Origin of the sequence: Pseudonocardia broussonetiae, assembly GCF_013155125.1 — a bacterium.
GTDB lineage: Bacteria > Actinomycetota > Actinomycetes > Mycobacteriales > Pseudonocardiaceae > Pseudonocardia > Pseudonocardia broussonetiae.
The window spans coordinates 5,553,323-5,578,276 of sequence record NZ_CP053564.1 but is presented as its reverse complement, the minus strand read 5'-3'; the positions used below and the strand labels follow the sequence as shown (position 1 = coordinate 5,578,276).

General features: G+C 75.0%; 27 protein-coding genes and 2 pseudogenes. 16 read left to right on the top strand and 13 right to left on the bottom strand.

Annotated features, from left to right (window positions below; all coding sequences use genetic code 11):
- Positions 1–82: 82 nt before the first annotated feature.
- Both HOP40_RS36115 and HOP40_RS27040 read right to left on the bottom strand, forming a co-directional pair.
- A pseudogene (locus HOP40_RS36115) lies at positions 83–142 on the bottom strand (DUF1003 domain-containing protein); the annotation flags it as partial.
- Positions 143–257: 115 nt separating this feature from the next.
- Positions 258–1,016, bottom strand: a complete 759-nt coding sequence (locus HOP40_RS27040; RefSeq protein WP_172163765.1) for a SpoIIAA family protein — start codon at positions 1,014–1,016, stop codon at positions 258–260.
- Positions 1,017–1,423: 407 nt separating this feature from the next.
- On the opposite strand from HOP40_RS27040, the gene HOP40_RS27035 reads away from it, so the two are divergent.
- Together HOP40_RS27035 and HOP40_RS36855 are read left to right on the top strand one after the other, a co-directional pair.
- A complete protein-coding gene (locus tag HOP40_RS27035; RefSeq protein WP_172163762.1) occupies positions 1,424–1,645 on the top strand; it encodes an SHOCT domain-containing protein in 222 nt (73 codons plus the stop codon).
- Positions 1,642–1,788, top strand: a pseudogene (locus HOP40_RS36855) (hypothetical protein); the annotation flags it as partial. The gene HOP40_RS27035 and the pseudogene HOP40_RS36855, both read left to right, overlap by 4 nt.
- Before the next feature lie 45 nt (positions 1,789–1,833).
- Here HOP40_RS36855 and HOP40_RS27030 read toward each other — a convergent pair.
- Together HOP40_RS27030 and HOP40_RS27025 are read right to left on the bottom strand one after the other, a co-directional pair.
- The gene (locus HOP40_RS27030) at positions 1,834–2,025 is read right to left on the bottom strand and encodes a dsRBD fold-containing protein (RefSeq protein WP_172163759.1); all 192 of its coding nucleotides are present in this window, start codon (positions 2,023–2,025) and stop codon (positions 1,834–1,836) included.
- Positions 2,022–2,750, bottom strand: coding sequence for a CBS domain-containing protein (locus HOP40_RS27025; protein WP_172163756.1), 729 nt, complete (start codon positions 2,748–2,750; stop codon positions 2,022–2,024). The genes HOP40_RS27030 and HOP40_RS27025 overlap by 4 nt, the downstream gene beginning before the upstream one ends.
- 578 nt (positions 2,751–3,328) lie before the next feature.
- Here HOP40_RS27025 and HOP40_RS27020 point away from each other — a divergent pair.
- The 5 genes from HOP40_RS27020 to HOP40_RS27000 all read left to right on the top strand — a co-directional run bounded on the left by HOP40_RS27020 (position 3,329) and on the right by HOP40_RS27000 (position 6,499).
- Positions 3,329–3,628 carry a DUF1918 domain-containing protein gene (locus tag HOP40_RS27020; protein WP_172163753.1) on the top strand — a complete coding sequence of 100 codons (300 nt, stop codon included), beginning with the start codon at positions 3,329–3,331 and terminating at the stop codon, positions 3,626–3,628.
- Positions 3,625–4,137, top strand: coding sequence for a universal stress protein (locus tag HOP40_RS27015; protein ID WP_172163750.1), 513 nt, complete (start codon positions 3,625–3,627; stop codon positions 4,135–4,137). Before HOP40_RS27020 ends, HOP40_RS27015 begins: the two co-directional genes overlap by 4 nt.
- A 10-nt stretch (positions 4,138–4,147) precedes the next feature.
- Positions 4,148–4,837 carry a CBS domain-containing protein gene (locus HOP40_RS27010; protein WP_172163747.1) on the top strand — a complete coding sequence of 230 codons (690 nt, stop codon included), beginning with the start codon at positions 4,148–4,150 and terminating at the stop codon, positions 4,835–4,837.
- A 134-nt stretch (positions 4,838–4,971) separates the two neighbouring features.
- The gene (locus HOP40_RS27005; RefSeq protein WP_172163723.1) at positions 4,972–5,868 is read left to right on the top strand and encodes a universal stress protein; all 897 of its coding nucleotides are present in this window, start codon (positions 4,972–4,974) and stop codon (positions 5,866–5,868) included.
- Between the two features lie 49 nt (positions 5,869–5,917).
- Positions 5,918–6,499: an Rv1733c family protein gene (locus HOP40_RS27000; protein WP_172163720.1), complete on the top strand. Its 582-nt coding sequence runs from the start codon at positions 5,918–5,920 to the stop codon at positions 6,497–6,499.
- Between the two features lie 99 nt (positions 6,500–6,598).
- On the opposite strand, the gene HOP40_RS26995 is transcribed toward HOP40_RS27000, so the two are convergent.
- Positions 6,599–6,826 (bottom strand): hypothetical protein, encoded by a 228-nt coding sequence (locus HOP40_RS26995; RefSeq protein WP_172163717.1) that lies wholly within the window; start codon positions 6,824–6,826, stop codon positions 6,599–6,601.
- Positions 6,827–6,991: 165 nt separating this feature from the next.
- On the opposite strand from HOP40_RS26995, the gene HOP40_RS26990 reads away from it, so the two are divergent.
- Positions 6,992–7,474 (top strand): pyridoxamine 5'-phosphate oxidase family protein, encoded by a 483-nt coding sequence (locus tag HOP40_RS26990; RefSeq protein ID WP_205346933.1) that lies wholly within the window; start codon positions 6,992–6,994, stop codon positions 7,472–7,474.
- A 28-nt stretch (positions 7,475–7,502) separates the two neighbouring features.
- Here the strand turns inward: HOP40_RS26990 and HOP40_RS26985 are convergent, their stop codons facing one another.
- The 4 genes from HOP40_RS26985 to HOP40_RS26970 all read right to left on the bottom strand — a co-directional run bounded on the left by HOP40_RS26985 (position 7,503) and on the right by HOP40_RS26970 (position 13,681).
- Positions 7,503–9,053, bottom strand: a complete 1,551-nt coding sequence (locus HOP40_RS26985; protein WP_172163714.1) for an APC family permease — start codon at positions 9,051–9,053, stop codon at positions 7,503–7,505.
- Positions 9,043–11,001, bottom strand: a complete 1,959-nt coding sequence (locus HOP40_RS26980; RefSeq protein WP_172163711.1) for a primary-amine oxidase — start codon at positions 10,999–11,001, stop codon at positions 9,043–9,045. The genes HOP40_RS26985 and HOP40_RS26980 overlap by 11 nt, the downstream gene beginning before the upstream one ends.
- A 338-nt stretch (positions 11,002–11,339) precedes the next feature.
- On the bottom strand, positions 11,340–12,158 hold the full coding sequence (locus HOP40_RS35610) for a universal stress protein (protein WP_205346932.1): 819 nt from the start codon (positions 12,156–12,158) through the stop codon (positions 11,340–11,342).
- Positions 12,159–12,664: 506 nt separating this feature from the next.
- Positions 12,665–13,681: an Acg family FMN-binding oxidoreductase gene (locus HOP40_RS26970; RefSeq protein WP_338053037.1), complete on the bottom strand. Its 1,017-nt coding sequence runs from the start codon at positions 13,679–13,681 to the stop codon at positions 12,665–12,667.
- Positions 13,682–13,885: 204 nt separating this feature from the next.
- Between HOP40_RS26970 and HOP40_RS26965 the strand changes: the two genes are divergently transcribed.
- On the top strand, positions 13,886–15,586 hold the full coding sequence (locus HOP40_RS26965) for a sensor histidine kinase (RefSeq protein WP_172163708.1): 1,701 nt from the start codon (positions 13,886–13,888) through the stop codon (positions 15,584–15,586).
- A 34-nt stretch (positions 15,587–15,620) separates the two neighbouring features.
- Here the strand turns inward: HOP40_RS26965 and HOP40_RS26960 are convergent, their stop codons facing one another.
- Genes HOP40_RS26960 through HOP40_RS26950 form a run of 3 tightly spaced genes read right to left on the bottom strand, consistent with a single transcriptional unit; the run spans position 15,621 to position 18,237 of the window.
- Positions 15,621–16,271, bottom strand: a complete 651-nt coding sequence (locus HOP40_RS26960; protein WP_172163705.1) for a response regulator — start codon at positions 16,269–16,271, stop codon at positions 15,621–15,623.
- Positions 16,268–17,803 (bottom strand): bifunctional aminoglycoside phosphotransferase/ATP-binding protein, encoded by a 1,536-nt coding sequence (locus HOP40_RS26955; RefSeq protein ID WP_240157297.1) that lies wholly within the window; start codon positions 17,801–17,803, stop codon positions 16,268–16,270. Before HOP40_RS26955 ends, HOP40_RS26960 begins: the two co-directional genes overlap by 4 nt.
- Positions 17,800–18,237 (bottom strand): CBS domain-containing protein, encoded by a 438-nt coding sequence (locus HOP40_RS26950; RefSeq protein WP_172163702.1) that lies wholly within the window; start codon positions 18,235–18,237, stop codon positions 17,800–17,802. Before HOP40_RS26950 ends, HOP40_RS26955 begins: the two co-directional genes overlap by 4 nt.
- Before the next feature lie 151 nt (positions 18,238–18,388).
- On the opposite strand from HOP40_RS26950, the gene HOP40_RS26945 reads away from it, so the two are divergent.
- The 7 genes from HOP40_RS26945 (at position 18,389) to HOP40_RS26915 (ending at position 23,561) form a co-directional block, all read left to right on the top strand.
- Positions 18,389–19,363 (top strand): universal stress protein, encoded by a 975-nt coding sequence (locus HOP40_RS26945; protein WP_172163685.1) that lies wholly within the window; start codon positions 18,389–18,391, stop codon positions 19,361–19,363.
- A 139-nt stretch (positions 19,364–19,502) separates the two neighbouring features.
- Positions 19,503–20,039, top strand: a complete 537-nt coding sequence (locus HOP40_RS26940; protein WP_172163682.1) for a flavodoxin family protein — start codon at positions 19,503–19,505, stop codon at positions 20,037–20,039.
- Positions 20,040–20,125: 86 nt separating this feature from the next.
- On the top strand, positions 20,126–20,713 hold the full coding sequence (locus HOP40_RS26935; protein ID WP_172163680.1) for a hypothetical protein: 588 nt from the start codon (positions 20,126–20,128) through the stop codon (positions 20,711–20,713).
- Between the two features lie 230 nt (positions 20,714–20,943).
- Complete coding sequence (locus HOP40_RS26930) at positions 20,944–21,168, top strand: Hsp15 family protein (RefSeq protein WP_172163677.1); 225 nt, start codon at positions 20,944–20,946, stop codon at positions 21,166–21,168.
- Positions 21,169–21,311: 143 nt separating this feature from the next.
- Positions 21,312–21,659, top strand: a complete 348-nt coding sequence (locus tag HOP40_RS26925; RefSeq protein WP_172163674.1) for an anti-sigma factor antagonist — start codon at positions 21,312–21,314, stop codon at positions 21,657–21,659.
- 55 nt (positions 21,660–21,714) lie between these two features.
- Positions 21,715–22,209, top strand: coding sequence for an ATP-binding protein (locus tag HOP40_RS26920; RefSeq protein ID WP_172163671.1), 495 nt, complete (start codon positions 21,715–21,717; stop codon positions 22,207–22,209).
- Between the two features lie 344 nt (positions 22,210–22,553).
- Complete coding sequence (locus tag HOP40_RS26915; protein WP_172163668.1) at positions 22,554–23,561, top strand: AraC family transcriptional regulator; 1,008 nt, start codon at positions 22,554–22,556, stop codon at positions 23,559–23,561.
- Positions 23,562–23,629: 68 nt separating this feature from the next.
- On the opposite strand, the gene HOP40_RS26910 is transcribed toward HOP40_RS26915, so the two are convergent.
- Positions 23,630–24,769 (bottom strand): LLM class flavin-dependent oxidoreductase, encoded by a 1,140-nt coding sequence (locus HOP40_RS26910; RefSeq protein WP_240157296.1) that lies wholly within the window; start codon positions 24,767–24,769, stop codon positions 23,630–23,632.
- Positions 24,770–24,954 lie beyond the last annotated feature (185 nt).

Below are 24,954 nucleotides of genomic sequence, written 5' to 3'. Positions count from 1 at the left end.
ACCACCCGCCGGGCACCCCGACGGTGAGGCGGTGGACCTCACGGGTCAGCTCGGTGTTGCGGCGGATTTCCAGGGTCTCGGCGGCGTCGTCGTGGTCGGCCTCGGCCTGGGCGAACGCGGCCTGCCTGTTCTGCCCGATCATGACGAACGCCGAGAGGAAGATCGCCTCCAGTGAGACGACGACCGTCAGCGGGCGACGACGGGGTGCTCCGGTGGTTGCCCGCCGTGCGTCCACGGGACGCCCAGGTGGGTGTGGCTCATGCCCGTGCGGCGGCAGTGCGGCCGGCGCCGGCCCACGCGATCGCCGCCGACTCCTCGTCGAAGCGGAAGTGCCGCACCCGGGGGTGCAGCAGGGTGCCGGCGAGGGGCGGCGCGAGAGCGGGGAGCAGACCGTCGGCGACGACGGCGACGCGCTCGATGCGGCGGTGGTGGCGCAGGACGAACCCGGCGTGCCGGCGCAGCGCCTGCAGGCTGTCCCACCCGGGGAAGACCGGCGCGACGACCACCAGGCCCGTGAGGTCGGCGTGCGTGGTGAGCCAGCGGTCGATCTCGCGGCTGAGCACCTCCACGTCCCCGGCGCGCAGCGGCCGGTCGAGGTGCACGACGGCGACCCCGTCCTCGGGTCGCACCTCGACCGCGAACCCGCTGACAGGCAGCCCACCCAACCACGCCACCGCCTCGTCGCGCTCCGGGGCGGGGTAGGCGCGCAGGGGGTAGGGCAGCAGGGCGCCGGCGATGTGGCAGGCCGTCCGGAGGCGCTCGTCGTCGGTGACGACGGCGCACCCGGCCATCAGGCGGACCGCCCGCAGGCCGAGGCGCACGTCCTCGCCGATGGCGTCCGGCGCGACCCCGGCGAACCCCTCGTCCAGGACGCACAGGACGCGCAGCCGGTCCCGCGACCTCGCCGCGCCGTCGACGAGCGGCGCGACGACCGTCTCGTAGTCCTCCCGCGAGATCGTCCCGGTGGCGCGCAGCCCGACGATCCCGGCGGGCAGGTCTGGCACGTCCTCGATCATGTGGTCCTCCTGTCGGGCGATCGGGCTCGAGAGTGCGCGCGGCAGGGCGGGCCGGCCAGGTCCCAACGGCACCTCGGACCGGGACGGAGGGCCCTGCGTGGGTGGGCCGCCCGGCCCGTGGTTCCGCGGTGCGTGGGCGCCCGTACGGGCCTTCCGGACGAGTCGTCCGATCCGGCCTGCGGCCACGACCGGTTCGGACGGCAGGCGGGGTAGGAAGTCCCGCGGAACGGAGAGTTGTGGCCCTGGTGGCGGGCGCGACGGACGCTCACGCTCGGGGCGAGCCGTCGATGCCGCGTTCTGTCGGAGGAGGACACCATGACCGGACCCAGCCCGGATCGGAGGCGGGGGGCCGGCCACCGCCGTGGCGGCAGGGGTGCCACTCCCCGCGTGCACGGGGGGCGGTGGGGATGGTGATGCCCTGGATGGCCGGTGGGATGGTGTTCTGGTGGTTCGCGGCCGCGGTCGTCGTGGTGCTGCTGGTCGTGGGCGCGTCGGTCGCGGTCGCCGGTCGGGGGGACGACGAGGCCGGGTCGGCGCACGACGTGCTCGCCGAGCGGTTCGCGCGCGGGGAGATCGACGAGGAGGAGTACCGGCGCCGCACCGCCGTGCTGCGCGGCGATCCCGGATGACGCGAGGGCCGTGCAGGCGCGTGACGTCACGACGACGCCGGTGCTGTCGGCGCGGGCCCACTGGCGCCCGTGCGGTGGAGCTGGTGCTCAGGCGCGGCTTCACCGCGCTGCCGGTCGTGGACGAGCAGGATCGTCTCCTCGGTCTCGTGACGGAAGGGCGCGCCTGCGACCCGGCCCGCCCGCCGTGGTCACGAGTGTTCTCGCCGACGTCCGCGGCAGTGGCCGCGACCAGGTGCTGGGCCAGATCCGCCAACGCCCGGGCCGACCCACCGGTCGCCGTCACGCGTGCGCAGCCGGGCGGTGGCGCGGGTGTGCGCGTCGTGCTCGTCGATGCCGATGCCGATGACGATGCCGACGTTCCAGTGCTTGGCCTCGATCACGTCGTGATCCCCGTCCGGTCCGTCGTGGGTGTGGCCGCGGGTTGGGGGGTGTGCGGCGGCCGGCCCTCGAGGCCGCCGTCGTCGGTGAGGTAGGTGAGTGCGGAGACGACGTCGACGACGCCGTCGAGGCGGTGGACCAGGCGCTCGGCGATCTGGGCCGTGCTGCGCAGGTCCACGGTCCCGGCGAGCGTGACGATGCCGTCGGTCACCGTGACCTCGACCTGAGTGGCGTCGATCCAGAGCACGTGCAGGAGCACGTCGTCGATCACGTCCGCGCGGATCTCGTCGTCGCTGCGCACGAACCTCCGCACCAGGTCGCCCCGGCTGACCATCCCGACGAGCGCCCCGTGCTCGTCGACCACCGGCAGGTGCTTCACCTCGTGCTCGATCATCCGACCGGCCGCCTCGGCCAGCGTCGCCCGCGGGGAGACGGTGACCGGATCCTCGGTCATGACGTGACCGACGGTGCCCCCGGGGCTGCGGCGGATCTCCTGCCTGGTGCGGCGCCGCTGCCACCAGCGCGCACGCCGGGGGCTCGGCTCGGCCTGCTCGGACAGCAGGTCGCGCTCGGAGACGATGCCGACGACGCGGTCGTCGCGGTCGAGCACGGGCAGGGCGCTGATGCCGTGCTCGGTGAGGACCCTGGCGAGCTCCTTGAGCGGCATGGCGGGCCGGGCGGTCAGCGGGCGGCGCGTCATGACGTCCGCCACGGTCGAGTTCCTCATCGCTCCATCGTCGATCGGTGCAGCGGACCGGGACAGGGTCGTCGGTCCGGTCCCGACCGGGTCGGTGGTCCCGCGGGGGCCGAGGACGGGACCTCCGGCCCGGCTCGTCCGTCCGATGGCCCCTGACCACGGAGGTGTGCGTCGACGATGCTGGGAGCGGCCGGGAGGGAGCCGGCGCACGAGGGAGCGGATCCCCGCCGTGACGGACGGCGCAGGAGCCCCACCTCGTGGCGGGGGCCGCGAGCGTGCTGGGGAGCAGTGCTCGCGGCCCCTCCGTCGCCGGCGACCTCCGCCCACGGCTACTCACCCGCCTCCGGGCGCTCGGCCGTCGACCGCCCGCGACGGCCGGCTGCGGACACCTGGTTCGCCGGACCGTCTCCCGCAGCACCTGCACGACGAGCGTCGCCGCCACCACGACGGGAGGTGCGCGAGCTGCATCCCGGGGGACCGTCTGGTGTTCCTCGCCGCGAGCGGGGCCGGGCGAGCGGGACCGGGGACTTCCGGCCCGCGGCAGGGGGACCTGCGCCGCTGCCGCAGCGTCGTGCTGCCGGGGCAGCGTGGACCCCGGAGGTGACCTCATGACCACAGGGACGACATCGCGTGCACCGGCGGGGGACTGGCTGGTGGTGCCCGTTCCGGCGCTGGAGCGGGGCTGGCGCTGGGGGCGCATCGTCGAGCAGCTCGACGGGCCCGGACCGGCCCGGTTCCGGGTGCGCTGGGTGGGCAACGACCGTGACTCGGTGGTCGTCCCGCCGGCCGGGTACCGCATCGAGAGCGCGGGCCGGTGGCCGACGCCGCCGTCGAGCGCGATCGGTCTGTGGCCCCACCCCGAGGAGCACGGGAACGACCGTCCCGACGCACCGGAGCAGATGCCGTGAGGGGTCTGGTGGTGGTCGGGGTGGACGGCTCGCCCGGCGCCGTCGCGGCCCTGGACTTCGCCCTGGGGGACGCGGCCCGTCGCGGAGCGCGGCTGCGGGTCGTGACCGCGGTGGCGCCCCCGGAGGTCTGGCCCACGGTCTACGGGCCGATCCCGGTACCCGCCTCTCCCCGGCTGCTCGACGAGATCACGGCGGCCGCGCGGGCGTGGGTCGACGAGGCGGCGACGCGGCTGGGGCTCTCCGTCCCCGAGGACGTGGCCGTGGAGGTCGTCGCGGCGTCCGGCTCGCCCGTGCACCTCCTGCTCGACGCCGCCGACACGGCGGACCACCTGGTGGTGGGCCACCGCGGCCGGGGAGTCGTCGCGAGCGCGCTGCTCGGTTCGGTCGGGCTGGGGTGCGTGCTGCACGCGCACTGTCCGGTGACGGTGGTGCGCCCCGTCCCGGTGCCCGGACCGGAGCTCGACCCGGTCACCGCGATGGCGGTGCCGGCTACCGCTGGTGGAGGATGAGGAGGACCCGATGAGACGCAGCACCGTGGCCGACGTGATGACGACCGACGTCCGGTGGGTGCCCCCGGACGCCACGTTCGCCGAGGTGGCGGACGTGTTCGCCCGGGCGGCCGTCCGGGCGGTGCCCGTGCTGGACACCGACCGCAGCCTGCTGGGCGTGGTGTCCGAGGCCGACCTGCTCGTCACGCTGGAGCGAGCCGGGACCGAGGCACGCCGCCAGTGGTGGCGCCCCCGCCACGTGCACCGCGGCCCCTCCACCGTCAAGGCCGGGGCGGCGACCGCGGCGGCGCTGATGACTGCCCGGGTGAGGACGGCCGCACCTGGCGACTCCGTCGCCGCGGCCGCCCGCACGATGCGCGAGCACGGCGTGTCGTGGTTGCCCGTCGTGGAGGACGGACGGGTCGTGGGCGTCCTGGGCCGGTCCGACCTGCTCGCCGTGTTCCACCGGGACGACTCCGCGATCCGGGCGGAGGTGGTGGACGAGGTGCTCGGTCGCGCGCTGCTGGTGGAACCGGTGCGGATCACGGTGAGCGTCGCCGACGGGGTCGTGACGCTGACCGGGGAGCTGGACACCCGGGCCGAGACCGAGCTCGCGACGCGCCTCGTCGAGCGCGTCGAGGGAGTGGTGTCGGTCGTGGACCTGCTGCGCTACCGGGTGGACGAGCGGCTCGCCGACGCCACCGTGCTGCCGCGCTTCTGAGGGGCCGCTCCTGAGGTCCCGCGCGGCGGGGGACCGAAGGCCCCTCCGGTCGGGGCGTTCGCCGCTGACGTCGCCCACCGCGCGGAAGCAGGCTGCGGAGGAGGGCCGTCATCGAGATCGAGGAGAGGCCAGTCATGAGCACTCAGCAGGCCAGGACCGTGGTCGTGGGCATCGACGGGTCGGACAGCGCGCTGGAGACGGCGCGGTGGGCGGCGGACGAGGCGGCCCGGCGCCGCTCGCGGATCCGGCTGGTGCACGCGTTCGGCTGGACCACCGAGCTCCTCGTCGGCCATCCCGGCCTCGGTGAGCAGCGTCGCGACGTGCTGCTCGACCACGCCCGCCGCCACCTGGCCGCTGCCGCTGCGGCCGCCGCCGAACGCGCGCCGGAGGTCCTCGTCGAGCAGGAGCTCGTCGTCGGCCACCCGATCGCGGTCCTGGTGGCGGAGTCCCGCCGCGCGGAGCTGCTGGTCATCGGTGACCGAGGGCTCGGGCGGATCGGCGGACTGCTGCTGGGTTCGGTCGCGATCGCGCTGGCGTCGCACGGGGAGTGCCCGGTGGTGGTGGCCCGCGGCGCCGAGAAGGAGCTGCCCGCGTCGGCACCGGTGGTCGTCGGGATCGACGGGTCGCCGGTGAGCGAGCGGGCGCTGGCGTTCGCCTACGACGAGGCGGCGCTGCGCGGCGCCCCGCTGGTGGCGGTGCACACCTGGCTCGACCTGGTGGCCGACCCGGCGGTCGGGCTGCTGATGGACTGGGACGCCATCGAGGCCGAGGAGCAGGCCGTGCTGGGGGAGCGCCTCGCGGGCTGGGCCCGGAAGTACCCGGACGTCCCGGTCCGGCGGGTCGTCACGCGCGACGGGCCGACGCACGCGCTGCTGACCGAGGCGGCGGGGGCCCAGCTCGTGGTCGTGGGTTCGCGCGGTCGCGGTGGCTTCCGGGGGCTGCTGCTCGGATCGGTCGGCCACGCGGTCCTGCACCGCAGCCCCTGCCCGGTCGCCGTGGTCCGCCCCGAGGAGCCTGGAGCGCGAGGATGACCGGCGTGCTTCCCCGTCGTCCCGGGTGCCCGTCGTCCCGCGTCCCGCGATGACCCGGCGGCGGCAGTCCGCCGAGCCGCGGGACGACCGGGGCCGCCGGCGGTCCACGGACGTCGTCGAGGACGTCGCGGCGTGGGTGCTCACCTCGATGGGGCTGCTCGTGCTGCTGGCGGCGATCCTGGCGGGCTCCGCCGCCTTCGGGAGCACCGTCGAGCGGGGCCTGGTCGAGCGGGCCGCGCGCACGCCGGTCCGGGCGGTCCTCCTCGAGGACACGCCGGTGGTCAGCGGGGCCAGGGGGACCGCTCCGAGCCTCGTCCACGCCCGGGCGAGCTGGGCGGACCCCGACGGGACGCCGCGCAGCGGGCTGGTCGAGGCGGCGCCGGCCCTGCGGGCGGGCAGCACGGTGACCATCTGGCTCGACCACGACGGGCGTGCCGTCCCCCGGCCCGCGGGGGAGGCCGAGGCCGTGATCGCCGGCGGCATCGCGGCGACGGGCGTGGTGTTCCTCGGCGGCCTGGTGCTCGGAGGGTGCTGGGCCGGTGTGCGGATCGCGACCGGGCGGGTCGACGCGGCGCTGTGGGAGCAGGAGTGGGAGCAGGTCGAGCCGGGGTGGAGCGGGCGCGGGCGGTGAGCAGCCGTCCGCGTCCGCCAGGTGATCTCCAGGATGAATCGTGACCGCGCGTCTCGACGATGCCGGTCCCGCCCTCCTCCGGGCCGTCGGGCCAGACCTCTACCGGCGATCGGCGGGTGCCGAGCGCAGGCGCTCCCGGGCCAGCCGCTCCACCAGCTCGGGGAGCGCGCCCTCGGGCACGCCGGCGAGGTCGCGACGGGCGCGCTGCACGGTCCGGCGCAGGGTGCGGGGGTGTACCCGGCCGTCGAACTCGTCGGCCAGGCGCCGCACGGCACCGGTGACCGGGCCGGCGCTGTCGGGGAGCTGTGAGGTGTCGCGGTCCTGCATGCCCCCCCACCCTGCCCGCGCGCCGGGCGGGGCGGCAGGGCCGAAGGTCCCGCGGTGGCGCCTCGTGCGACGCGTGTCCGGGATGCGGCGGTCCGGGACCGTCGGACGTCGCAAGAGGGCTTCCGGCCCTGTTCCGTCCCGGCCCGTCGCGTCGAGGCTGGTGGCATGCGTCACGACATGCCTCAGGACGTGCCTCCCGAGGGTTCGGATGCCGCCGGGTACCGGACGCTCGACCGCCACTCCTGTCTGCGCCGGCTGCGCGGGGGCATCGTCGGCCGCGTCGTCTTCACCGACGGCGCGCTACCGGCGGCCCAGCCCGTGAACTACGTCCTCGACGGCGAGGAGGTGCTGTTCCGCACGGCCAGCGCAGGCAAGGTGGCCGCCGCGACACGGGGTGCCGTCGTCGCGTTCCAGGTCGACGACATCGACCCGGCGGCGCGTACCGGCTGGAGCGTCCTCGGTGTCGGCGAGGCCTACGAGGTGGTCGACCCGCAACGGCTCGCCCAGGTGTCCGGTCTGGGCCTGGACACCTGGGCGCCGCTGGCGTCCAACCACGTCGTGTGCGTCCCCCTCCAGGTCCTCACGGGACGCGAGCTGGTGCGCATCCCGGCGGTTCCGCTCCGTCGGCTGGCCGAGGCCGAGGGGTGACCGGGGTGCAGGGGCGCCCCGGTCCGCCCTACACCTCGTCGAACACCCGTCCCATGTCCTGCCAGACCGCCTGCCGGCTGCGGCGCGTCCAGACCGCGACGGCCGCGCCGACGGCGACGATGCCCAGGCACACCCACGGCACCATCGCGTACTGCACGGGGATCTCGGCGCCGGGCGCGGCGGGCACGAACGAGTAGTACAGGCCGCCGAACACGGCCAGCGCCCCGACCAGGGCGGCGAGCGCGCCCACCACCTGGAACGCCGGACGGCCCGTCCGCCTGCCCTGCATCACGCCGGCGACCCCGAGCAGCAGGTAGACGCCCATCACCAGCGGCGTGCCGATCCCGGCGAGGAAGGTGAACAGGAAGATCCCGCCGGTCTGGCCGTTGTCCACCCCGCCGGCGAGTGCGACCTGGCCCTCGCGGCTGGTCAGCAGCAGCGACAGCGCGGCCAGCACCACCCACACGGTGAGCACGAGGCCGATCGCCCGCCACGGGGTGCCCCAGCGGGGGTGCAGGGTGCCCAGGCGGGCGGGCAGCACCCGCTCGCGGCCCATCGCGAACAGCACCCGGGACACCGCGATGTGCACGCCCAGCGCGCAGAAGAGGCTGGCCAGGGCGGCGCTGGCGAGCACCACCGCGGCGAACGCCTCGTTCGGCGCGACGGCGGCCAGCCCGGCGACCGAGGCGGGCCAGTCCGTCGTCGCCTGCTGCACCCCGAAGCCGATGGCCGTCGCGTAGGTGATGACGAGGTAGAACAGGCCGGCCACGACGATCGAGCCGATGACGGCGCGCGGGACGGCGCGGCGCGGGTCGCGGGTCTCCTCCGACAGCACCGCGCTCGCCTCGGCGCCGGTGAACGACAGCATCGCGAAGGACAGGCCGAACAGCACGCCGGTCCAGCTCACCCCGGCCGCGCTCGGCCAGAACGCCGACAGGTCGAAGCTCCGCCCGGCCGACTCCACCGGCGTGGTCCCGTCGATGACGCTCGTCGCCGGCGACCCGATGCCGATCACGACCACGGCCGTCACGACCAGCGCCGCCATCGTCAGCGCGAGGATGACGAGCTGGGTGCGGGTGGAGGCCTGGATGTCGAACATGCTCATCAGCGCGATGACGACGAGCCCGACCAGCGAGAACCAGTACCAGTCCGGGTCCGCGCCGGTGAGCAGCTCGACGAAGCTCGCGGTGAAGAACCCGAAGCCGCACAGGACGGCGCCGCCGAGCACGAGGAACGCCGCCGCGTAGCACCAGCCGCCGAGGAAGCCGAGGCCGTGGTTGGCGCCGCGGGTGATGTAGGTGTACATCGACCCGGCCGAGGACAGCGAGCGCGCGAACATCGCCACGGTGCCGCCGACGGCGAGCATCGCGAGTGTGCCGAGCAGGTACGCCAGCGGCGTCGCGCCGCCCGCCTTCGTGGAGGCCAGGTAGGTGAGGAAGGCCCCCGACATCGCCGGGGCGATGACCGACAGGCCCTGGGCGATGACGTCGGGCAGGCCGAGCGTGCGGTGGAAGCCGCCCGAGCCGGGGGCTGAGCTGCCGCCGCTGCCGGTCGCGGCGGACGAGGCGTCAGTGGCCATCGGTGGTGCCCTCCTTGGCGGGACCGTGCACCTCGACGTGCGACGAGCAGTGCGCGCCGCCGGTCGCGGGCACGTCGAGCGCGGGGTTGCGGTCGAAGAAGCCGACCGGCTTGAGGGTGAACCCGGTGTAGTCGACCGGCATCACCGGGAAGTCCTCGGGCCGCGGGAAGTGCGTGGTCCCGAAGGTGTGCCAGACGACGACGTCCTCGCCGTCGACGGCGCGGTCGGCCTGCACCCAGGCCGGGAGTCCGGCGCCGCCCGCGTTCTGGTTGACGAAGTCGCCCGCCGGGTAGCGCTCGGCGGGGTCGTAGCGGGTCACCCAGAGGTGGTTCGTCGCGAACGTGGCGCGGGCGTGGATCGAGGACGCCTCGTCGGCGAACAGCGTCGCCTTCGACTCCGGGATCAGCGCGTAGCCGACGTTCTGGCCCATCGCGTTGGTCCGCTCCGGGTTCACGATGTGCCAGGTCCGCACGACCGACCCGTCCGCCTTGCGCTGCGCGGACGACTCGGTGGTGAGCCGGGTGGTGCGCTTGCGGAAGGCGTTGCCGTAGGGGTTGCCCTCGCCCATCGGCACCCGCTCGGCCTGGACCTCGTCCACGGCGTTGCGCACGCCGTCGACGGTCATGTCCAGCCGGGCGGAGAACAGGTGCTGGTGGAACGGGGCGCCGAGACCGGGCGCGACCTCCGTGGCGTACTCGTTGCCGCCCTCGGGGTAGGCGGCGGTGAACACCAGGCCGGTGGCCTTGACCTCGAGCTGGATGGTGCCGTCGAGGTAGAGGTACCAGTAGAAGCCGTAGTCGTAGTTGCCGATCGGGGTGAAGAACGAGATGACCAGGCGGCGCTGGCGGCGCACCTCGCGGCTGTTGGTGAACAGGTCGGAGTGCTTCCAGAGGACGCCGTAGTCCTCCTCGTGCATGCAGATGGCGTTGCGGATCGTCTTGGGGCGGCCGAGGTCGTCGGCGATGACGGCGTCGGTGTAGTGGATGTCGCCGAGGCAGTCGCAGCCCAGTTCCAGGGAGTCGGCGTAGCGGGCGAACATGTACTCGCCGCAGTCGAAGTAGTTCTGCCAGAAGCGGACCGGCGACGGGTCGGCGTAGGGCACGACCATCTCGGCGACCGAGGCGCGGTAGACGATCGGGCGGCCGTCGAAGGCGATCTGGTGCAGGGTCAGGCCCTCGCGCTCGTTGAACCCGTAGCGCAGGTCCCACTTGCCCCAGCGGACGCGGTTGCCCTCGACGGTGAAGCTGCGGCCCTCGGGCTGGGTGATCTCGATGGGCTTGAGGTCCATCGGAGGGCCCTGCACGGCGGGGTCGTCGAAGTCGCCCTGCGCCGCGGGGACGGGCATGTCCGCGACGTCGACCAGCCGCGTGACCTTCCGGTCGGTGAGGTCGATGTAGGCGACGATCCCGTCGATGGGGTGCGCCCACGGGTTCTGCTTCTCGTGGGCCTGGTGGAAGCCGAACGCGCGCACGATGCGGCGGCCGACCTCCTCGGGGTGGTCGTAGACGCCCGCCGAGAGCGGTACCGCCCGCACCTCCGCGGGCTCGATTCCGCGGCGGCGCAGCGCCTCGAGCCAGCGCTCGTCGGCGTTGAGGACGTCCTCGATCACCTCGAACTCGGCGTCGATGATCGGGGGCTGGCCGTCACGGGGCGGGTCGAGCTCGCGGGAGGAGTCGACCTCGCCGCGCGTCGCCGACACCACGGTGTCCCACGAGCGGCCGGTGGCCAGGTCGAGCAGGACGGCGCGGAACCGACGGTCGACCTCCTGGCCGTCGCGGTGGGCCAGCACGGCGTCCTTGGGCGGCTCCTCCGGCGCGAAGAACGCGAAGCGGACGGTCTCGCCCAGCAGGCCCGCCGCGGCCAGCGCCTCGCGGACGCGGTCGACCTCGGCGGTGGTGGTCATCTCCAGCGGGTGGGTGGTCCCCGGCCGGGCTTCCAACGTGGTCATGGCCTCTCCTCACGGGGTGAACGCACGGGGGCGGAGCAGCGCCGACCGTCCGCCGGTCGACCCGCAGGGTCAATCGGCTGTTCCGGTGCACGGGAACACCGGTGCGGCGTTTCTCATTCGACGGGAGCGTGCCGCCGCTCCGTTCTCGTTCGACCACCCGGCGGCGCATGCGCCCGCGCCAGCCCCGCGGGCGGACCGCCCGCAGCAGCGCCGCCTCGTCGATCCGCCGACCGGCAGGCGGTGGGACCAGGGCGGGACGACGAGCAGGTCGCCGTGGCGCCCCTCCCCCCGGTGTCGCCGGCGACCAGCCGCCCGTCCGTGCGCCGCTGCGCGAGCCATCACACCGTTCCCGTGCCGCTCGCGGCCCGGTCCCGCGGCGCCGTCGCCCGATCGGTCCCCGTCCGGTGGACGACCGTCACCGGGCAGTCGGCGTGCTGGAGGAGCGTGCGGCTCGTGGACCCGAGCACCGCGGCGGCCGCCGCGCCGCGGCCCCGGGTGCCCACCACCACCGTCCGCGCGCCGACGGAGAGGTGCAGCAGCTCCGCCGCGGCCCCGCCGTCGCCGGTGCGGACCTGCACCGGCACGTCCGGGTACCGCTGCCGCCAGGGGTCCAGAGCGCGGTCCAGGGCGGCCGGGGTGTCACCGCCACCGACGGGGCCGCGCGCGTGCAGCACGACCAGCGGGCACCCGTGGCGCCCTGCGTCGGCGAACGCCTCCTCCAGCACCGGGGCGTCCTCCTCGGCCTGCTGCACACCGGCCACCACGGGCCGGTCCACGGCGTGCACGGGGCCCGGCCCGGTGCGCACGACGGTGACCGGGCAGTGCGCCGCCACCGCGATGGCCGGGGCCAGCGACGGCACGACGGTGTCGCCGGTGTGCCCGGAGAGCCGACCCACGACCAGCAGGTCGGCACCTCGCGAGGCCTCGGCCAGTGCGGTCACGGCGTCCTGGTCGCTGCGTGCGGTGACGGTCCGCACGTGCGGCTCGTGCTGTCGGGCGACGGTGAACGCGCGGCCGAGGATCGCCGCGGCGCGCTGCTGCCCGGGCCGGGTCGAGGCGTAGGGGGCGGCGTGCACGATCCGCAGCCCCGCCCCGCGCACGCGCGCCTCCGCGGCCGCCCACCCCACCGCCTGCCGCGAGGGCGTCGACGTGCTCAAGCCGGTGGTCGGCGCAGATGCGGTCGCCCGCGGTCAGCAGCACGAGGTCGTTGCGGACCAGCTCGGCGGCCGCCACCTCGCAGCGCTCACCGTCGCGCAGCACCGTCACCCGCAGCGGCAGCAGCTCCCGCAGTCGCTGCCCGGCCCGGTCGGCCCCGGTACTCCTGCAGGAAGGCGAACGCCCCGTTCACGACGACGACCACGGCGATGGCGATGCCCAGCCGGGGCATCCCACCGAGCCCGGCCGGCCCGGCGCGGCGACCCACACCAGGAGCGCGAAGAACCGGTCCGTCTGCGGCGAGCCGAGCGCGCGCCTGTTCGGCGGTCAGCCCGTCGGCGGGCCGGGCGGTGGGGGAGGCATCATCGGGATCCGCGTCGGGGGGATGTCGTGTGCGCCCCCCACGGGGCCGCACGTTCACACCCGCAGGTCGGACCGGCCGAGCCGGCGCCGGGGCAGGAGCGTCCGTCCGGTCGGCCCCTCGGTGGTCGTCGCCCGCACGTGAGCACTACCGCCCGGGGTCGGCCCCGTCGTCGAGCAGCAGGTCCGCCACCGGGCGCCGTGGCGTGGCCACCACCGGCCATCCCCGGCCGACCCGCAGGACGGCTTGCGGTGGCACCTGCCCGCCGACGAGGCGGCGCAGCTCGTCGCGGGCCCGGTCCACCTCGATGAGCTGGGAGAGGAACGAGACGGCGAGGCCGTCGGCGGTCGCGGTGAGCAGCACGCGCTGCAGCGCCTCGCCCGCCCGGACGTCGGCGTGCGGCCCGGTCAGGTGTGAGGTGAGGACGGCGATCAGCGGGTCGTTCTCGAACTCCCTGCCGGGTGCCCGCTGCGGGGCGGCGCCGTCGGTGTAGTCGCGCAGCACCCAGCGGTCGTGCAGGACGGGCCGGGGCCCGCCGGCCGTGACCGGCACCCCGTCGGGCCGCCGGGGCGACGTGCCGGTCCACCGACGGAGCTCGGCCCGGAACGCGGGGTCGGCGTCCTGTTCCCGGTGCGCGCGGACGGCCAGGCGCTGCAGGGTGGCCAGCTCGTCGGTGGCGGTCACCAGGTGCAGCCAGGCGCCCTCGTCGGCGGCGGCGCGACGGAGCGCGTGCCGCTCGGGAGGGGTCACGGCGATGTCGGTGAACGGGCTGCGGTTGGTGTGCCGGCGGGGGACGGCCTCGAGCAGGCGGCGCTGCTCGGGGGTCGGGAGGATGCTTCCGCCGCGGCGGATCTCGGCGACGAGGGTGGGGTGGCGGCGGTCCGGGAGGACGGTGACCAGCGGGCGCACCCCGAGGTCGATGAGGGCGAGCCGGAGGGTGAACAGCGCGGCTCCGCAGGCCATGCGCAGCTCGCGGTCGGCCGGGTCGACGACCGGGAGGCGCCGCTGCGGGTCGGCGTGGAGCTCGAGGAGGTCCGGCCGGACCCGGAACGCCCAGGGCTGGGTGTTGTGCAGCGAGGGGGCCCGTCCCGCCGTGGCGAGGACCAGCTCCGTCTGCTCGGCGGTCAGGCCCAGTCCGGCCGTCGTCCGGGTCGTGTTCATCATGGTGTCCCTCCCTGGCGGTCATCGGTGTCGGTCGCGGTCCATCCTGTCTGCGCCGGGTGTGGTGCAGCAGGGTCGGAGGGCCCGCCCCGGGCGCCGTCCGGCCCGCCGTGGAACCCCGCGCCGGGGCACGGCAGGCGTAGGGTCCTGTGCGCCGTCCGGGTCGGGGAGCACGCGGGCGGGGGCCGTGTCGCGGAGGAGTGCTGCATGTCGGAGGACCGTCCGGAGCCGGCTGCGCCCCCGGTGCTCTCGGGGCTGCGGCTGGACGAGCTGCTGCGCGAGGTGCAGGACCGGCTGACCGAGGTGGTGAGCACGCGGGACCGGATGCGGGGTCTGCTGGGCGCGGTGCTGGACATCGCCGAGGGGCTGGAGCTCGACGCGACGCTGCGGCGCATCGTCCGCTCGGCCGCGGACCTCATCGGCGCCCGGTACGCCGCACTGGGCGTCCTCGACGACGAGGGCCGGATCGCGCGGTTCCTGCACGTCGGGCTGGACGAGGAGCTCGCGGCCCGGATGGGCCCGCTACCGACCGGTCACGGCCTGCTCGGGCAGCTGATCACCGATCCGCGCCCGCTGCGGCTGGCCGACCTGGGCGCCCACACCTCCTCGGTCGGGTTCCCGGAGCACCACCCCCCGATGCGGACGTTCCTGGGCGTGCCGGTGCGGGTGCGCGAGGCGGTGTTCGGCAACCTGTACCTCACCGAGAAGGTCGGGGGCGGGGAGTTCACCGCCGACGACGAGACGATCGTGCAGGCACTCGCCGCGGCCGCCGGCATCGCCGTGCAGAACGCCGACCTGTTCGAGCAGACCCAGCTGCGGCAGCGCTGGCTGGAGGCGTCGGCGGACATCCGCAGCGAGCTGCTGTCGGGGGCGTCGGAGGACGACGCGCTGGCGCTCATCGCGCAGCGGACCCTGGAGCTCACCGGGTCGTTCACCACCTACATCGCGCTGCGCGGCGGGGACGACTGCGACCTGGTCGTGCGCGGCCGCAGCGGCCGGGGGTCCGGCCCCGGGCTGGGCCGGGTGCTCCCGGCAGGGACGGGAACGCTGCGGGAGGTCATCGATGGGGGCGCACCGGTCCTGCTGCCCGGCCCCGACGGATTGGCGGACGAGCGGTCCAGCGAGGACCTCGGACCGGCCGTCGCGGTGCCGCTGCGCAGCGACGGCGTGGTGAACGGGGTCCTGGTCGCGTTCCGCGGGCGGGGGGATCCGGCGTTCCGTCCGGCGGAGGTGCCGCTGCTGTCCTCGTTCGCCGAGCAGACGACGCTCGCGCTCGAACTGGGCGAGCGCAACCGGGCCCGTCGCCAGCTCGACGTGTTCGCCGACCGGGACCGGATCGCCCGCGACCTGCACGACCACGTGATCCAGCGGCTGTTCGCCACGGGCATGCAGCTGCAGGGCACGCTGCGCCGGACCGTCGAGCCGGCGGTCCGGGAGCGGCTGGAGCAGGCCGTCGACGCCCTGGACACGACCGTGCGCGAGATCCGCACGTCGATCTTCGACCTGCACACCGCGGGGGAGACCGACGGCGGGCTGCGCCGGCGCCTGCTCGACACCGCCGCGGACGCCACCCGCGGGTCGGGCCTGACCCCGGCCGTGCGGATCGACGGGGCGGTCGACACGCTGGTCCCGCCGGCGGTCGCGGTGCACGCGGTGGCCGTGGTGCGCGAGGCGGTGAGCAACGCGGTGCGCCATGCGGCGGCGCAGTCGCTGGCCGTCGAGGTCCGCGCCGACGCGGGGGAGCTGGTGGTCGAGGTCCTCGACGACGGCGTCGGCCTCGGCTCGGGAGCGGCGCGCAGCGGGCTGGTCAACCTCGAGCAGCGGGCCCGCGAGTGCGGCGGCGCGTGCACCGTCGGTCCGGGCCCGGCCAGGGGCACGCGGCTGACGTGGACCGTGCCCCTGCCCTGATCCCGCGCCGCCGTGAACCCGGGGCCGCCCGCCACTACCGGCCGCGCTCCCGCCGGTGCTCCGCGGCGTACACCGCGGCCTCGGTGCGCCGGGCGAACCCGAGCTTGTGCAGCAGGGAGGAGACGTAGTTCTTGACCGTCTTCTCGGCGAGGAACAGCTCGGCGCCGATCTGGCGGTTGGTCATGCCGTCGGCGATGAGGGCGAGGATGCGCTGCTCCTGCGGGCTCAGCGAGGCGTAGCGCGGGTCCTCGGGCTCCTCGCCCTTGCGCAGCCGGTCGAGCACCACCGAGGTGGCGCGGGGGTCGAGCAGCGACCCGCCCGCGGCGACGGTGCGCACCGCCCCGACCAGGTCGATGCCGGCGACCTGCTTGAGCAGGTAGCCCGACGCCCCGGCCATGATCGCGCCGAAGAGCGCCTCGTCGTCGGAGTAGGAGGTGAGCATCAGGCACGCGGGCGGCGGGTCGACGGCGGCGCGGACGTCGCGGCAGACCGAGACGCCCTCCCCGTCGGGCAGGCGCACGTCGAGGATCGCGACGTCGGGCCGCAGCGCCGGGATCCGGGCCATGGCCTGCGCGGCCGTGCCGGCCTCGCCGACGACGACGATGTCGTCCTCGCCCTCCAGCAGCCCGGCGATGCCGCGACGGACGATCTCGTGGTCGTCGAGCAGGAACACGCTGATGGTCACGGCTCGACGGTAGCGTCGCAACCGCGGTCGGCGCAGCGCCGTGCGGCCCGTCCCGCCGGGACCTTCGGCCCGTCAGCGCTCCTGCCAGGCCGAACTCGCCCGGTCCAGCGCGGCGGCCGGCCCGGACGAGGTCGGCACCACCACCGCGTCGGGCCAGGGGTCGGCGACCGCGGCCATCGCGTCGGCGACCGCGGAGTGGCGTCGGACGGACCACCGGTCCGCTCGAGGATGCGCCGGCGGGCCAGCACCTGCTGCGCGCTGCACAGCAGGGCGATCAGCGGGGCGGCGGCGCGCCGGGCCACGGCGTCGGCCCGGTCGCGGTGGCGCGCCGCGGTCCACGAGGCGTCGAGCACCACCGACTCGCCGCGCGCGAGCAGGGCCTGCGCCCGGCGCAGCAGCTCGGCGTAGACCCGGTCCGTGTGCTCGGCGCGGTAGAGCCCGCCCCCGAACGCCGCCGCCGCCGGACTCTCCGGATCCAGGCCGGCGAGCTCCTTGCGGATGCGGTCGCTGGAGAGCACCACGGCGCCGAACCGGTCGGCGAGCCCGTGCGCCAGGGTGGTCTTCCCGGTGCCCGGCAGCCCGCCCACCAGCACGAGCCGCACCTCGCCCGTGCGGAGACGGTGGAGCGCCAGCGCGGCGTGCGCGACCGCGTCCGTCGCGGCGCCGGGGTCGCCCTGGTCGTGGCGCAGGCAGGCGACCTTGGCCCGCACGACGGCCCGGTAGGCCACGTAGTGGTGGCGCAGCGCAGTGGGCGCCGGGTCACCGGAGAACTCGGCGTAGTCGTCGAGGAAGACCGCGGCGAGGTCCGGGCGGCCGAGGTGCTCCAGGTCCATGGCGAGGAACGCGGCGTCGTCGAGCCCGTCGACGTGCCGCAGCCGGTCGTCGAACTCCAGGCAGTCCAGCACCCGCGGGCCGTCGTCGAGGCAGAACACGTCATCGGCGATGAGGTCGCCGTGCCCGTCGACGATGCGGTGCTGTGCGACCCGGTCGGCGAGCAGCGGCCCGCGGCCGGCGAGGAAGCGGTGCACCCGCTCCCCGATGCCGTCGACGACCTCCGGGGTGAGCACCCGGCCGCGGTAGGGGACCAGCTCGGCCAGGTTGGCCGTCCACCGGGTGGTGAGCGCCGCGGCACCGCCGTCGGCGTCGATGGCGGCGCTGCGCTCGGCGCGGGCGTGGAACGCGGCGAGCAGCCGGGCCACGGCCCGGAGGTCGCCTCCGACGTCGGCGCCGGAGCGCACCCGCTCGGCCAGCCGGCGTTCGTCGGGCATCCGGCGCATCACGAGCACGGGCTCGCCGCCGTCCGCAGTCCGCTCGGCGGGGCCCGGTCCGGTGAGCCGGGCGATGCCCAGGTACACGTCGGGGGCGACGCGCCGGTTGAGGTCGAGCTCGCGCTGCAGCGCGTCGAGCCGGCGGCGGGGGGTGCTGAAGTCGAGGAACGCCGTGCGCAGGGGCTTCTTCGCCTTGTACGCCCGGTCACCGACGAGCACGACGACCCCGACGTGCGTCTCGCGGTCCGCGGCCGGTGGGGTCACCGGGCGCCCGCGGGACCGGCCGCGTCGGCGAGGGAGACCACCAGGTCGGTCGCGGTGAGGATCCCGACCAGCCGCTCGTGCTCCATGACGAGCACGGCGTCGGTGCCCGCCGCCACCATCGTCCGCGCCGCGGTGGACCGGTGGGCGGTCGACGGCAGGGCCGGCACCGGGCGCGCGAGCGTGCCGACCAGTGGTGGTCCGCCCACGGCGACGGCGTGCACGAGGTCGGTCTCACCCACCATCCCGAGGCAGCACTCCCCGTCGACGACGGGAAGGTGGCGCAGCTGCTCGGCGGCCATGAGGCGCAGCGCCGTGTGCAGCGGCGCGTCGGGCGTGATCGCGACGACGCGGGCGGTCATCAGCGCCGCGATCCGCGGGTCGTCGTCGAGGGTCTCGGGCGGGGCGACGCGCCCGTCGTGCAGTCGGGTGGACATGGTGCGCCTCCGGTGTGCGGTGCGTGTGTCGGTGTCAGCGTGTCGCGCGGGCGACACGTGGGGCAGGGTCGGACGACCCTGCTGCTGCGGCCTCCCGGCCCCTCCCGCCCGGACCGTCGCGGGTCGACGCTCGGTGGCGGGAGGAGGCGTGATGGACGCGCAGGGCAGGGATCGGGCCGGGGCGGCGGCGGTGACCGGGCCGGTCGTGGTCGGGGTCGACGACGCACCGCACGCGCTGCGGGCGGTGCGCTGGGCGGCGGCCGAGGCGGCCCGCCTCGATGTGCCGCTGCGGCTGGTGGGGGCGACCGGGCCGCCCGGGGAGCACCTGCCGGGCCGGGCCGGGCGCCACCGGGCGCTGGAGGCGATGCTGGCGCGTGCCCGGGTGGCCGCGGAGGCCATGATGAACGACACGGGAGCGGGCGCCGTGCAGACGCAGGTGCGCCGCGGTGTCCCGTCGACGGTGTTGGTGGATGAGTCCCGTGCGGCGCGGCTGCTCGTGGTCGGCGACCGCGGTACGAGCCGGCTCGAGGGCGTGCTGGCGGGGTCGGTCGCGGTCGCGCTGCTGCGCCGCGCAGCGTGCCCCGTGGTCGTCGTGCGCGGTCCCGAGCGGGACCCGGCGCACGAGGCGGGGCGTCCGGTCGTCGTCGGGTTCGACGCGACGCCGGCCGCGGCGACCGCCCTCGACGTCGCGCTCGACGCCGCCGCGGCGCGCGGTGTCGAGCTGGTCGTCGTGCACACGACCCCGGAACCGGTCGGCGGGCCGGACGCGGACCTCCTCGTGGCGCCGGCCGTCGCGCGTGCCGTGCTCGACGAGGTCGAGCAGCGGGTGGCCACCGAGCAGGTGACGGCGAGGACTGCCGGACACGACGTTGCAGTCCGGATGGTCGCCGGCCGCGGTCGGGCGGCCGAGGTGCTGCTCGCCGAGGCCGCTCGCGCGCAGCTGGTGGTGGTCGGGTCGCGCGGGCGCGGCGAGCTCGCCGGACTGGTGCTCGGCTCGGTGAGCACGCTCCTCGTGCACCACGCCGGCTGCCCGGTGACGGTCGTCGGACCTCTCGCGGCCGCTCGTGCGGGCCGGCAGCCGGCCGCGAGGAGGGTGCAGGTGGCCGCCCCGGGGACGGGGACGTGACCGTGACTCAGGGGCCGGGACCTCGGGTCCGCGTGGCGGGAGCCGGAGGTCCCGCGGAGGAGGGAGCTCCGGCCGTGCCGCGCCGACGGCCCGGCGGCGCAGGATCGAGCGACGCACAGGTCAACTGCAGGAGGACGACATGAAGGCACTCGTGGTGGTCGAATCGGTGTTCGGCAACACCCGCAGGATCGCCGAGGCCGTGGCCGAGGGGCTGGCACCGCGTGCCGACGCCCGCGTCCTCGACGTCGTGGACGCGGCCCGCACGCCCGACCTGCTCGAGGGGGTCGACCTGCTCGTCGTCGCCGGGCCGACGCACGCCTTCGGCATGAGCCGTCCGGCCACCCGCGCCTCGGCGGCCGAGCAGGCCGGAGGGGGCGCCGTCGCCGCCGAGCTCGGCCTGCGGGAGTGGCTCGCCACGCTGACGCCGGCGGCGCCCGGCCTGCACGCCGCCGCGTTCGACACACGGGTCGGCCGGCCGAGGCTGCCGGGGTCGGCGGCGGCGGGCGCGGCCCGGCGGCTGCGGCGTCTCGGGTTCGACGTCGTCGCGCGGCCGGAGACGTTCTGGGTGAGCGGGACGCCGGGGCCGTTGCTGCCCGCCGAGGTGGAGCGGGCCCGGGTCTGGGGCCACAACCTGCTCCCACGGATCACCCTGCGGACGGCGGACCGGACCCGGTGACCCCTCTCGCGCCCGCCGGTCGCGGTCACCGGACCCGCAGCGGCACCTCCGATCGCGCGGAGTTCCGGCGGCGCTGGGTGGCCCGGGTGAGCGCGGGTGAGGTCCTCGGGTTCACCGCGCCCGCCGTCGTCGGGGCTGCGCTCGCGACGGCGCCGGCCGCTGTCGAGGTGCCCGCGCTCGTCGCCGCGGGGCTGGTCGAGGGTGCGGTGCTCGGCGCGGCGCAGGCGTCGGTACTGCACCGGTCGCTGCCTGTGCTGCGCACCGGGTGGTTCGTCGCGGCCACGGCGCTCGCGGCCGCCACGGCCTACGCCGTCGCGATGGTGCCCGTCGTGCTCGGTGGCGACGTGGCGTCGCTCCCGGTGCCGGTGCAGGTCGTCGGCGGCGCGGTGCTGGGCGCGGTGCTGCTCGCAGCCATCGGCACGGCGCAGTGGCTCGTCCTGCGGCGGGCCGTGCCGGGTTCGGTGTTCTGGATACCGGCCACCGCTGCGGCGTGGGCGGTCGGGCTCGGCGCGTTCCTCGCCGTCTCGACACCCCTGTGGCAGCCGGGACGGTCCTTCGCGCTCACCGTTGCGATCGGCGTGCTCGCGGCGCTGGTGATGGCGGTGACGGTCGCCCTCCTGACCCTGCCGGCGGCACTCCGGCTCACCGCGGGTGCGACGGAGGAGTACCGGTGACGGGACGTGGGACGGACTCCGAGCTCAACGCGCGCCGCGTCCCACCTCATGCGATCGGAGAGCTCCTGGTGCGCTCGATCCTGCGCAGGGCGGCCCGCGGGCCACGGTCGGGCGGGTGCCGTCGACAGGTCGCCCGGTGGCTGGGAGCAGGTCCTTCGGCCTCTGACGAGGTGCCGGTGCTGCTGCGAGGGTGTGCCGGTAACAGCCCTACGCACCGAGGTGGACCACCGATGACAACGTCACGCAGCAACACCGCCGTCGCGCACCGGACCGTGCTGGACCGGCTGGTGCAGTCCGGGATCGCCGAGGACCGCGCGGTCGAGCACATCCGGGGCGGCTGGGTCCTGGTCGACGGGAGGAAGGTCACGGACCCCGCCGTCCCGGCCGACGTGCCGGCGAAGGTCGAGCTCCGGGCGATCCCCCGTCGTCCCGACGACGGTGACCGCGCAGCATGACAGCACCGTCCACCTGAGGAAGTGCGGATCACCAGAAGCGGATGCGGCGCCCGGTATCGTCCGGTTCCATGATTCCTGCCGGTGATGAACGCACGCCCGACGGCGGCGGCTCGGCGTCCGTCCGGCCGGTGAGCGAGCAGTTGATGACCGTCGCTGTCCAGGACCACGACGCGACCACCGTGGTGACGGTCGTGGGCGCCGTCGATGCGCTGACCGCGCCGCGGCTGCGTGAGGCACTGCGCCACGCGTTCGACGAGCTGGCCGGTCGCGTGCTGGTCGTCGACCTCACCGAGGTGCGGTTCCTCGGCTCCCCGGGCCTGCGTGCTCTGGCCGACAGCGCCCGCGAGGCGGTCGACCACCACGGGCTGCGGCCCCTGCGGATCATCGTGGACCACAGCCGCCCGGTCATCCGGCCGATCGAGATCGTCGGCCTCGACGGGGTCCTGGACCTCTACCAGGACGTGGAAGCCGCTCTGCGCGACCATGGGTGACCGACCACGGGACCACGTGGGGGTCGGGCTCCGAGGATCGAGGTGATCAGGCTCCATGGTTCCGCCCTCTGACCGGGACGAACAGGCCGCCGGCCGCCGCAGTCCCGACGCCGACGGCTTCGCAGCGCACGGTCCCGCCGAGCTGGATCTGGAGCTGCGTGCGGACATGGTGTCGGCGTCGATCGCGCGGGACGAGCTGAGTGCCTGGCTCGACGCCCACGCCTGGCCGCCGGCGCACACCATCGAGCTGGTCCTGGTGATCAGCGAAGCCGTCTCCAACAGCATCGAGCACGGCTACGGCGTCGGTCCGGAGATCTACGACCATCCGGGCGTCGTGCGGGTCCGAGCGCGGATCGTGGCCGGTGGACCGGGCTTCCGCCACGTCGACCTCGTCGTCTCCGACGACGGCCGGTGGCGCGAACCCGCGGCAAGGATGCAACCCGGACACGGCCTGTACATCATCCGGTCCGTCGCGGCCGACCTGTCGATCGACGGCCGGCCGGCCGGTACCACCCTGAGCATCCGCAGCCAGCCCAGTCCGGTCCGCTGAGCCGACCCCCGCTCACCCGGATGCAGCCCCCGGTGAGTGGGTCGGGACGGGGCCGGCCACGGTGCGACCACACTGCACCACGGATCCGTCCCGCGTGTCGTGGCCGTGGTCGACGTCGCTCGGTCGGTGCAGGTGCGGGCAAGGGCGTGTCCAGGGAGGAGCCGCCCGCGTCGCGTCTGACCTGCGGAACATTCGGCGGCGTCGGGCTGTGCCGCAGCTCCCGCGGAGTCCACCCGCCCGGGTCGCATCGCGGACGTCGTCGTCGTCCGGCGGATGGTGGCACCGGTCGCTCCCCGTCTACCGTCCAGCGGACAGGAGCGGTCGGACGAACCGTGGAGGGTGCGATGACGCACGACGGCGACGGTGGCGACCTCGAGGGCCCCGGGCTGCCGCTGCTGGTCACCGCCGACCTCGACGAGGCCCACCAGTTCATCACCGACGTCTACATCCCCCACGATCTCGAGACGCGCGACGGCCGGGTGCTGGACTTCAAGCTGCGCTACCTCGCCTCGGAGCGGCTCACCGTCGGGCACCTGGTCTACGGGGCGGACGCCGAGCTCCTCGTCCCGCCGATGCTCGACTGCTACCACATGAACCTGACGTTGTCGGGCGAGACGATGGTCAGCCAGAAGGGCCGCAGGGCCGCCACCGACGGCGGCCGCAGCGGCGTGCTGTTCTCCCCGACCGACCCGTTCACCGTGCGGTGGAGCCCGGAGGCGGTGCAGTACGCGGTGAAGCTGCCCCGTCGCTCGATCGAGTCCCACCTCGGCAGGCTCCTCAACCGGCCGATCGAGCAGCCGATCCAGTTCGACCTGGGGTTCGACCTGGACCACCCCACGGGACAGGCCCTGCTGTCCGCGGTGACGTTCCTCCGGGCCGAGCTCAGCCGCCCCGGTGGGATCAGCACGCTGCCGATGGCGCGTGACCAGCTGGAATCGCTGGTCCTGACCCAGCTGCTGCTGACGATCCCGCACTCCTACACCGACCTGCTGCACACTCCGGACCGTCCGGCCCAGCGCACGACCGTGCGCCGCGTCATCGAGATGATCGAGGCGGATCCGAACTCCAGCCTGACCCTGAGCGATCTGGCCGCAGCGTCCGGCGTGACCGCCCGGGCCCTGCAGCGGGGGTTCAGGGAGGTCGTGGGGATGTCGCCGACCGCCTACGTCCGCGCCGTCCGGCTCGACCGGGTCCACGCCGACCTCGTCGCGGGTGCAGGAACCGTTCCGGTCACCGACGTCGCCATGCGGTGGGGCTTCTTCCACCTCGGCCGGTTCGCCCAGCAGTACCGCGACCGCTTCGGGGTCCTGCCGTCGGAGACCGTCCGCCGCGTCCTGCGGCACGGCGCCTGACCCCGCGACACGACGACGCCGGCTCCGCCCTCGTGGGCGGAGCCGGCGGTGTCGCACGGGTGGTGCGGTCAGTGGCGCAGACCGTGCTTGCGCATGAGCGGCATGACCTCGGCGCCGAACTCCTTGAGCTCCCTGGCGTAGTCGTGGAACCCGAAGACGGCGCCCGCCATGCCGGCGTCACTGAGCTCGGAGAACTGCTCGCACACCTGCTCGGGGGTGCCGACCAGGTTGGGGCCGCCCCATCCGGCGATGAACCGCTCCTGGAACTGCGTGATCTGGGTGCCGAAGGACTGGCTCTGGATGCCCAGGACGTCCATGATGATCTGCGCGCCCGGCCAGTCGCCCTTGCCGATGATGGCCTGCTGCGCGGCCCTGGCCTCCTTCTCGGTCTCCCGGCAGATCACCAGGCAGTAGGTCCACACGTCGATGTTGCGCTCGTACTCGTCGTTGGCGAGCTGCTTGATGCCCTTCACGTAGCCGGGCACCTCCTCGGTCGGCAGCGCGATGAGGTTGATGTCGACGTTGCGCGCGGAGAAGTCCTGGCCGGCCGGAGAAGCGCCGGCGTTGAGCAGCGCCGGGCGGTCGTCCTGCACGGGCTTCGGGTAGGCGTGCGCTCCCGTGGACTGGAAGTAGGGCCCGTCGTAGTCGAAGCCCTCCTCCTCGTTCCACAGCTTCATCGCGAACTCGAGCCAGTCCTGGCCGTAGGCGTAGCGCTCGTCGTGCTCGAGCTGCTTGCGGCCGAACATCTCCATCTCGGGGGTGAACCAGCCCATGACCAGGTTCATCCCGAACCGGCCGCCGGAGATGTGGTCGATGGTGGTGGCCATCTTGGCGGCGACGATGGGGTGCACCGTCGGCACGTGCGTCGTGGTGAAGATGCCGATGTTCTCGGTGGCCTGCGCGAGGCCGGCGGCCCAGGTGTAGGTCTCGAAGCAGACGCCGTTGAAGTTGGTCTCCCCGCCGAAGCCGGTCCAGCGCCCGACCGGGACCATCGCCTCCATGCCGAGCTCGTCGGCGGTCCGCGCGATCTCCAGCTGCTGGTCCCAGGTGACCCGGAAGTCGGTGGGCTCGTGGCTCATGATCACGCCGCCGCTGCAGTTGGACGAGAAGATGCCGAGCTTCAGCTTCTGGTCGTTGAAGACCGGGTTGGCCGTCAGCGGCTTGGTGTGGCCGAGCAGTCCGTCCTCGAGGTGCATCGGATAGGTCACGGGGGTCCTCCATCGTTGAGGGGATGCAGCGACAGGAGAGGCGCGGCCGTCGACGGTCCTGCGCGAACGCTGTGATCAGGACGATAGGAACGTCCCTGAGCAGGCACTATCCGCGCGGCGACGGTCGGTGTCCGCGGACGGACGCCTCAGGAGGGCGCGGCGCCGTCGCATCGCGGATAGCTGCC

Excerpts from the sequence above, each read along its gene's own strand:
- HOP40_RS27020 (WP_172163753.1), top strand. The coding sequence starts at position 3,329 with ATGACCACAGGGACGACATCGCGTGCACCGGCGGGGGACTGGCTGGTG.
- HOP40_RS27040 (WP_172163765.1), bottom strand. The coding sequence starts at position 1,016 with ATGATCGAGGACGTGCCAGACCTGCCCGCCGGGATCGTCGGGCTGCGC.
- HOP40_RS26985 (WP_172163714.1), bottom strand. The coding sequence starts at position 9,053 with ATGGCCACTGACGCCTCGTCCGCCGCGACCGGCAGCGGCGGCAGCTCA.
- HOP40_RS27035 (WP_172163762.1), top strand. The coding sequence starts at position 1,424 with ATGGTGATGCCCTGGATGGCCGGTGGGATGGTGTTCTGGTGGTTCGCG.
- HOP40_RS26920 (WP_172163671.1), top strand. The coding sequence starts at position 21,715 with ATGGTTCCGCCCTCTGACCGGGACGAACAGGCCGCCGGCCGCCGCAGT.
- HOP40_RS27005 (WP_172163723.1), top strand. The coding sequence starts at position 4,972 with ATGAGCACTCAGCAGGCCAGGACCGTGGTCGTGGGCATCGACGGGTCG.
- HOP40_RS27010 (WP_172163747.1), top strand. The coding sequence starts at position 4,148 with ATGAGACGCAGCACCGTGGCCGACGTGATGACGACCGACGTCCGGTGG.
- HOP40_RS26945 (WP_172163685.1), top strand. The coding sequence starts at position 18,389 with ATGGACGCGCAGGGCAGGGATCGGGCCGGGGCGGCGGCGGTGACCGGG.
- HOP40_RS27000 (WP_172163720.1), top strand. The coding sequence starts at position 5,918 with ATGACCCGGCGGCGGCAGTCCGCCGAGCCGCGGGACGACCGGGGCCGC.
- HOP40_RS26990 (WP_205346933.1), top strand. The coding sequence starts at position 6,992 with ATGCGTCACGACATGCCTCAGGACGTGCCTCCCGAGGGTTCGGATGCC.
- HOP40_RS26965 (WP_172163708.1), top strand. The coding sequence starts at position 13,886 with ATGTCGGAGGACCGTCCGGAGCCGGCTGCGCCCCCGGTGCTCTCGGGG.
- HOP40_RS26995 (WP_172163717.1), bottom strand. The coding sequence starts at position 6,826 with ATGCAGGACCGCGACACCTCACAGCTCCCCGACAGCGCCGGCCCGGTC.
- HOP40_RS26980 (WP_172163711.1), bottom strand. The coding sequence starts at position 11,001 with ATGACCACGTTGGAAGCCCGGCCGGGGACCACCCACCCGCTGGAGATG.
- HOP40_RS27025 (WP_172163756.1), bottom strand. The coding sequence starts at position 2,750 with ATGAGGAACTCGACCGTGGCGGACGTCATGACGCGCCGCCCGCTGACC.
- HOP40_RS26925 (WP_172163674.1), top strand. The coding sequence starts at position 21,312 with ATGACCGTCGCTGTCCAGGACCACGACGCGACCACCGTGGTGACGGTC.
- HOP40_RS26915 (WP_172163668.1), top strand. The coding sequence starts at position 22,554 with ATGACGCACGACGGCGACGGTGGCGACCTCGAGGGCCCCGGGCTGCCG.
- HOP40_RS26930 (WP_172163677.1), top strand. The coding sequence starts at position 20,944 with ATGACAACGTCACGCAGCAACACCGCCGTCGCGCACCGGACCGTGCTG.
- HOP40_RS26940 (WP_172163682.1), top strand. The coding sequence starts at position 19,503 with ATGAAGGCACTCGTGGTGGTCGAATCGGTGTTCGGCAACACCCGCAGG.
- HOP40_RS26950 (WP_172163702.1), bottom strand. The coding sequence starts at position 18,237 with ATGTCCACCCGACTGCACGACGGGCGCGTCGCCCCGCCCGAGACCCTC.
- HOP40_RS26970 (WP_338053037.1), bottom strand. The coding sequence starts at position 13,681 with ATGATGAACACGACCCGGACGACGGCCGGACTGGGCCTGACCGCCGAG.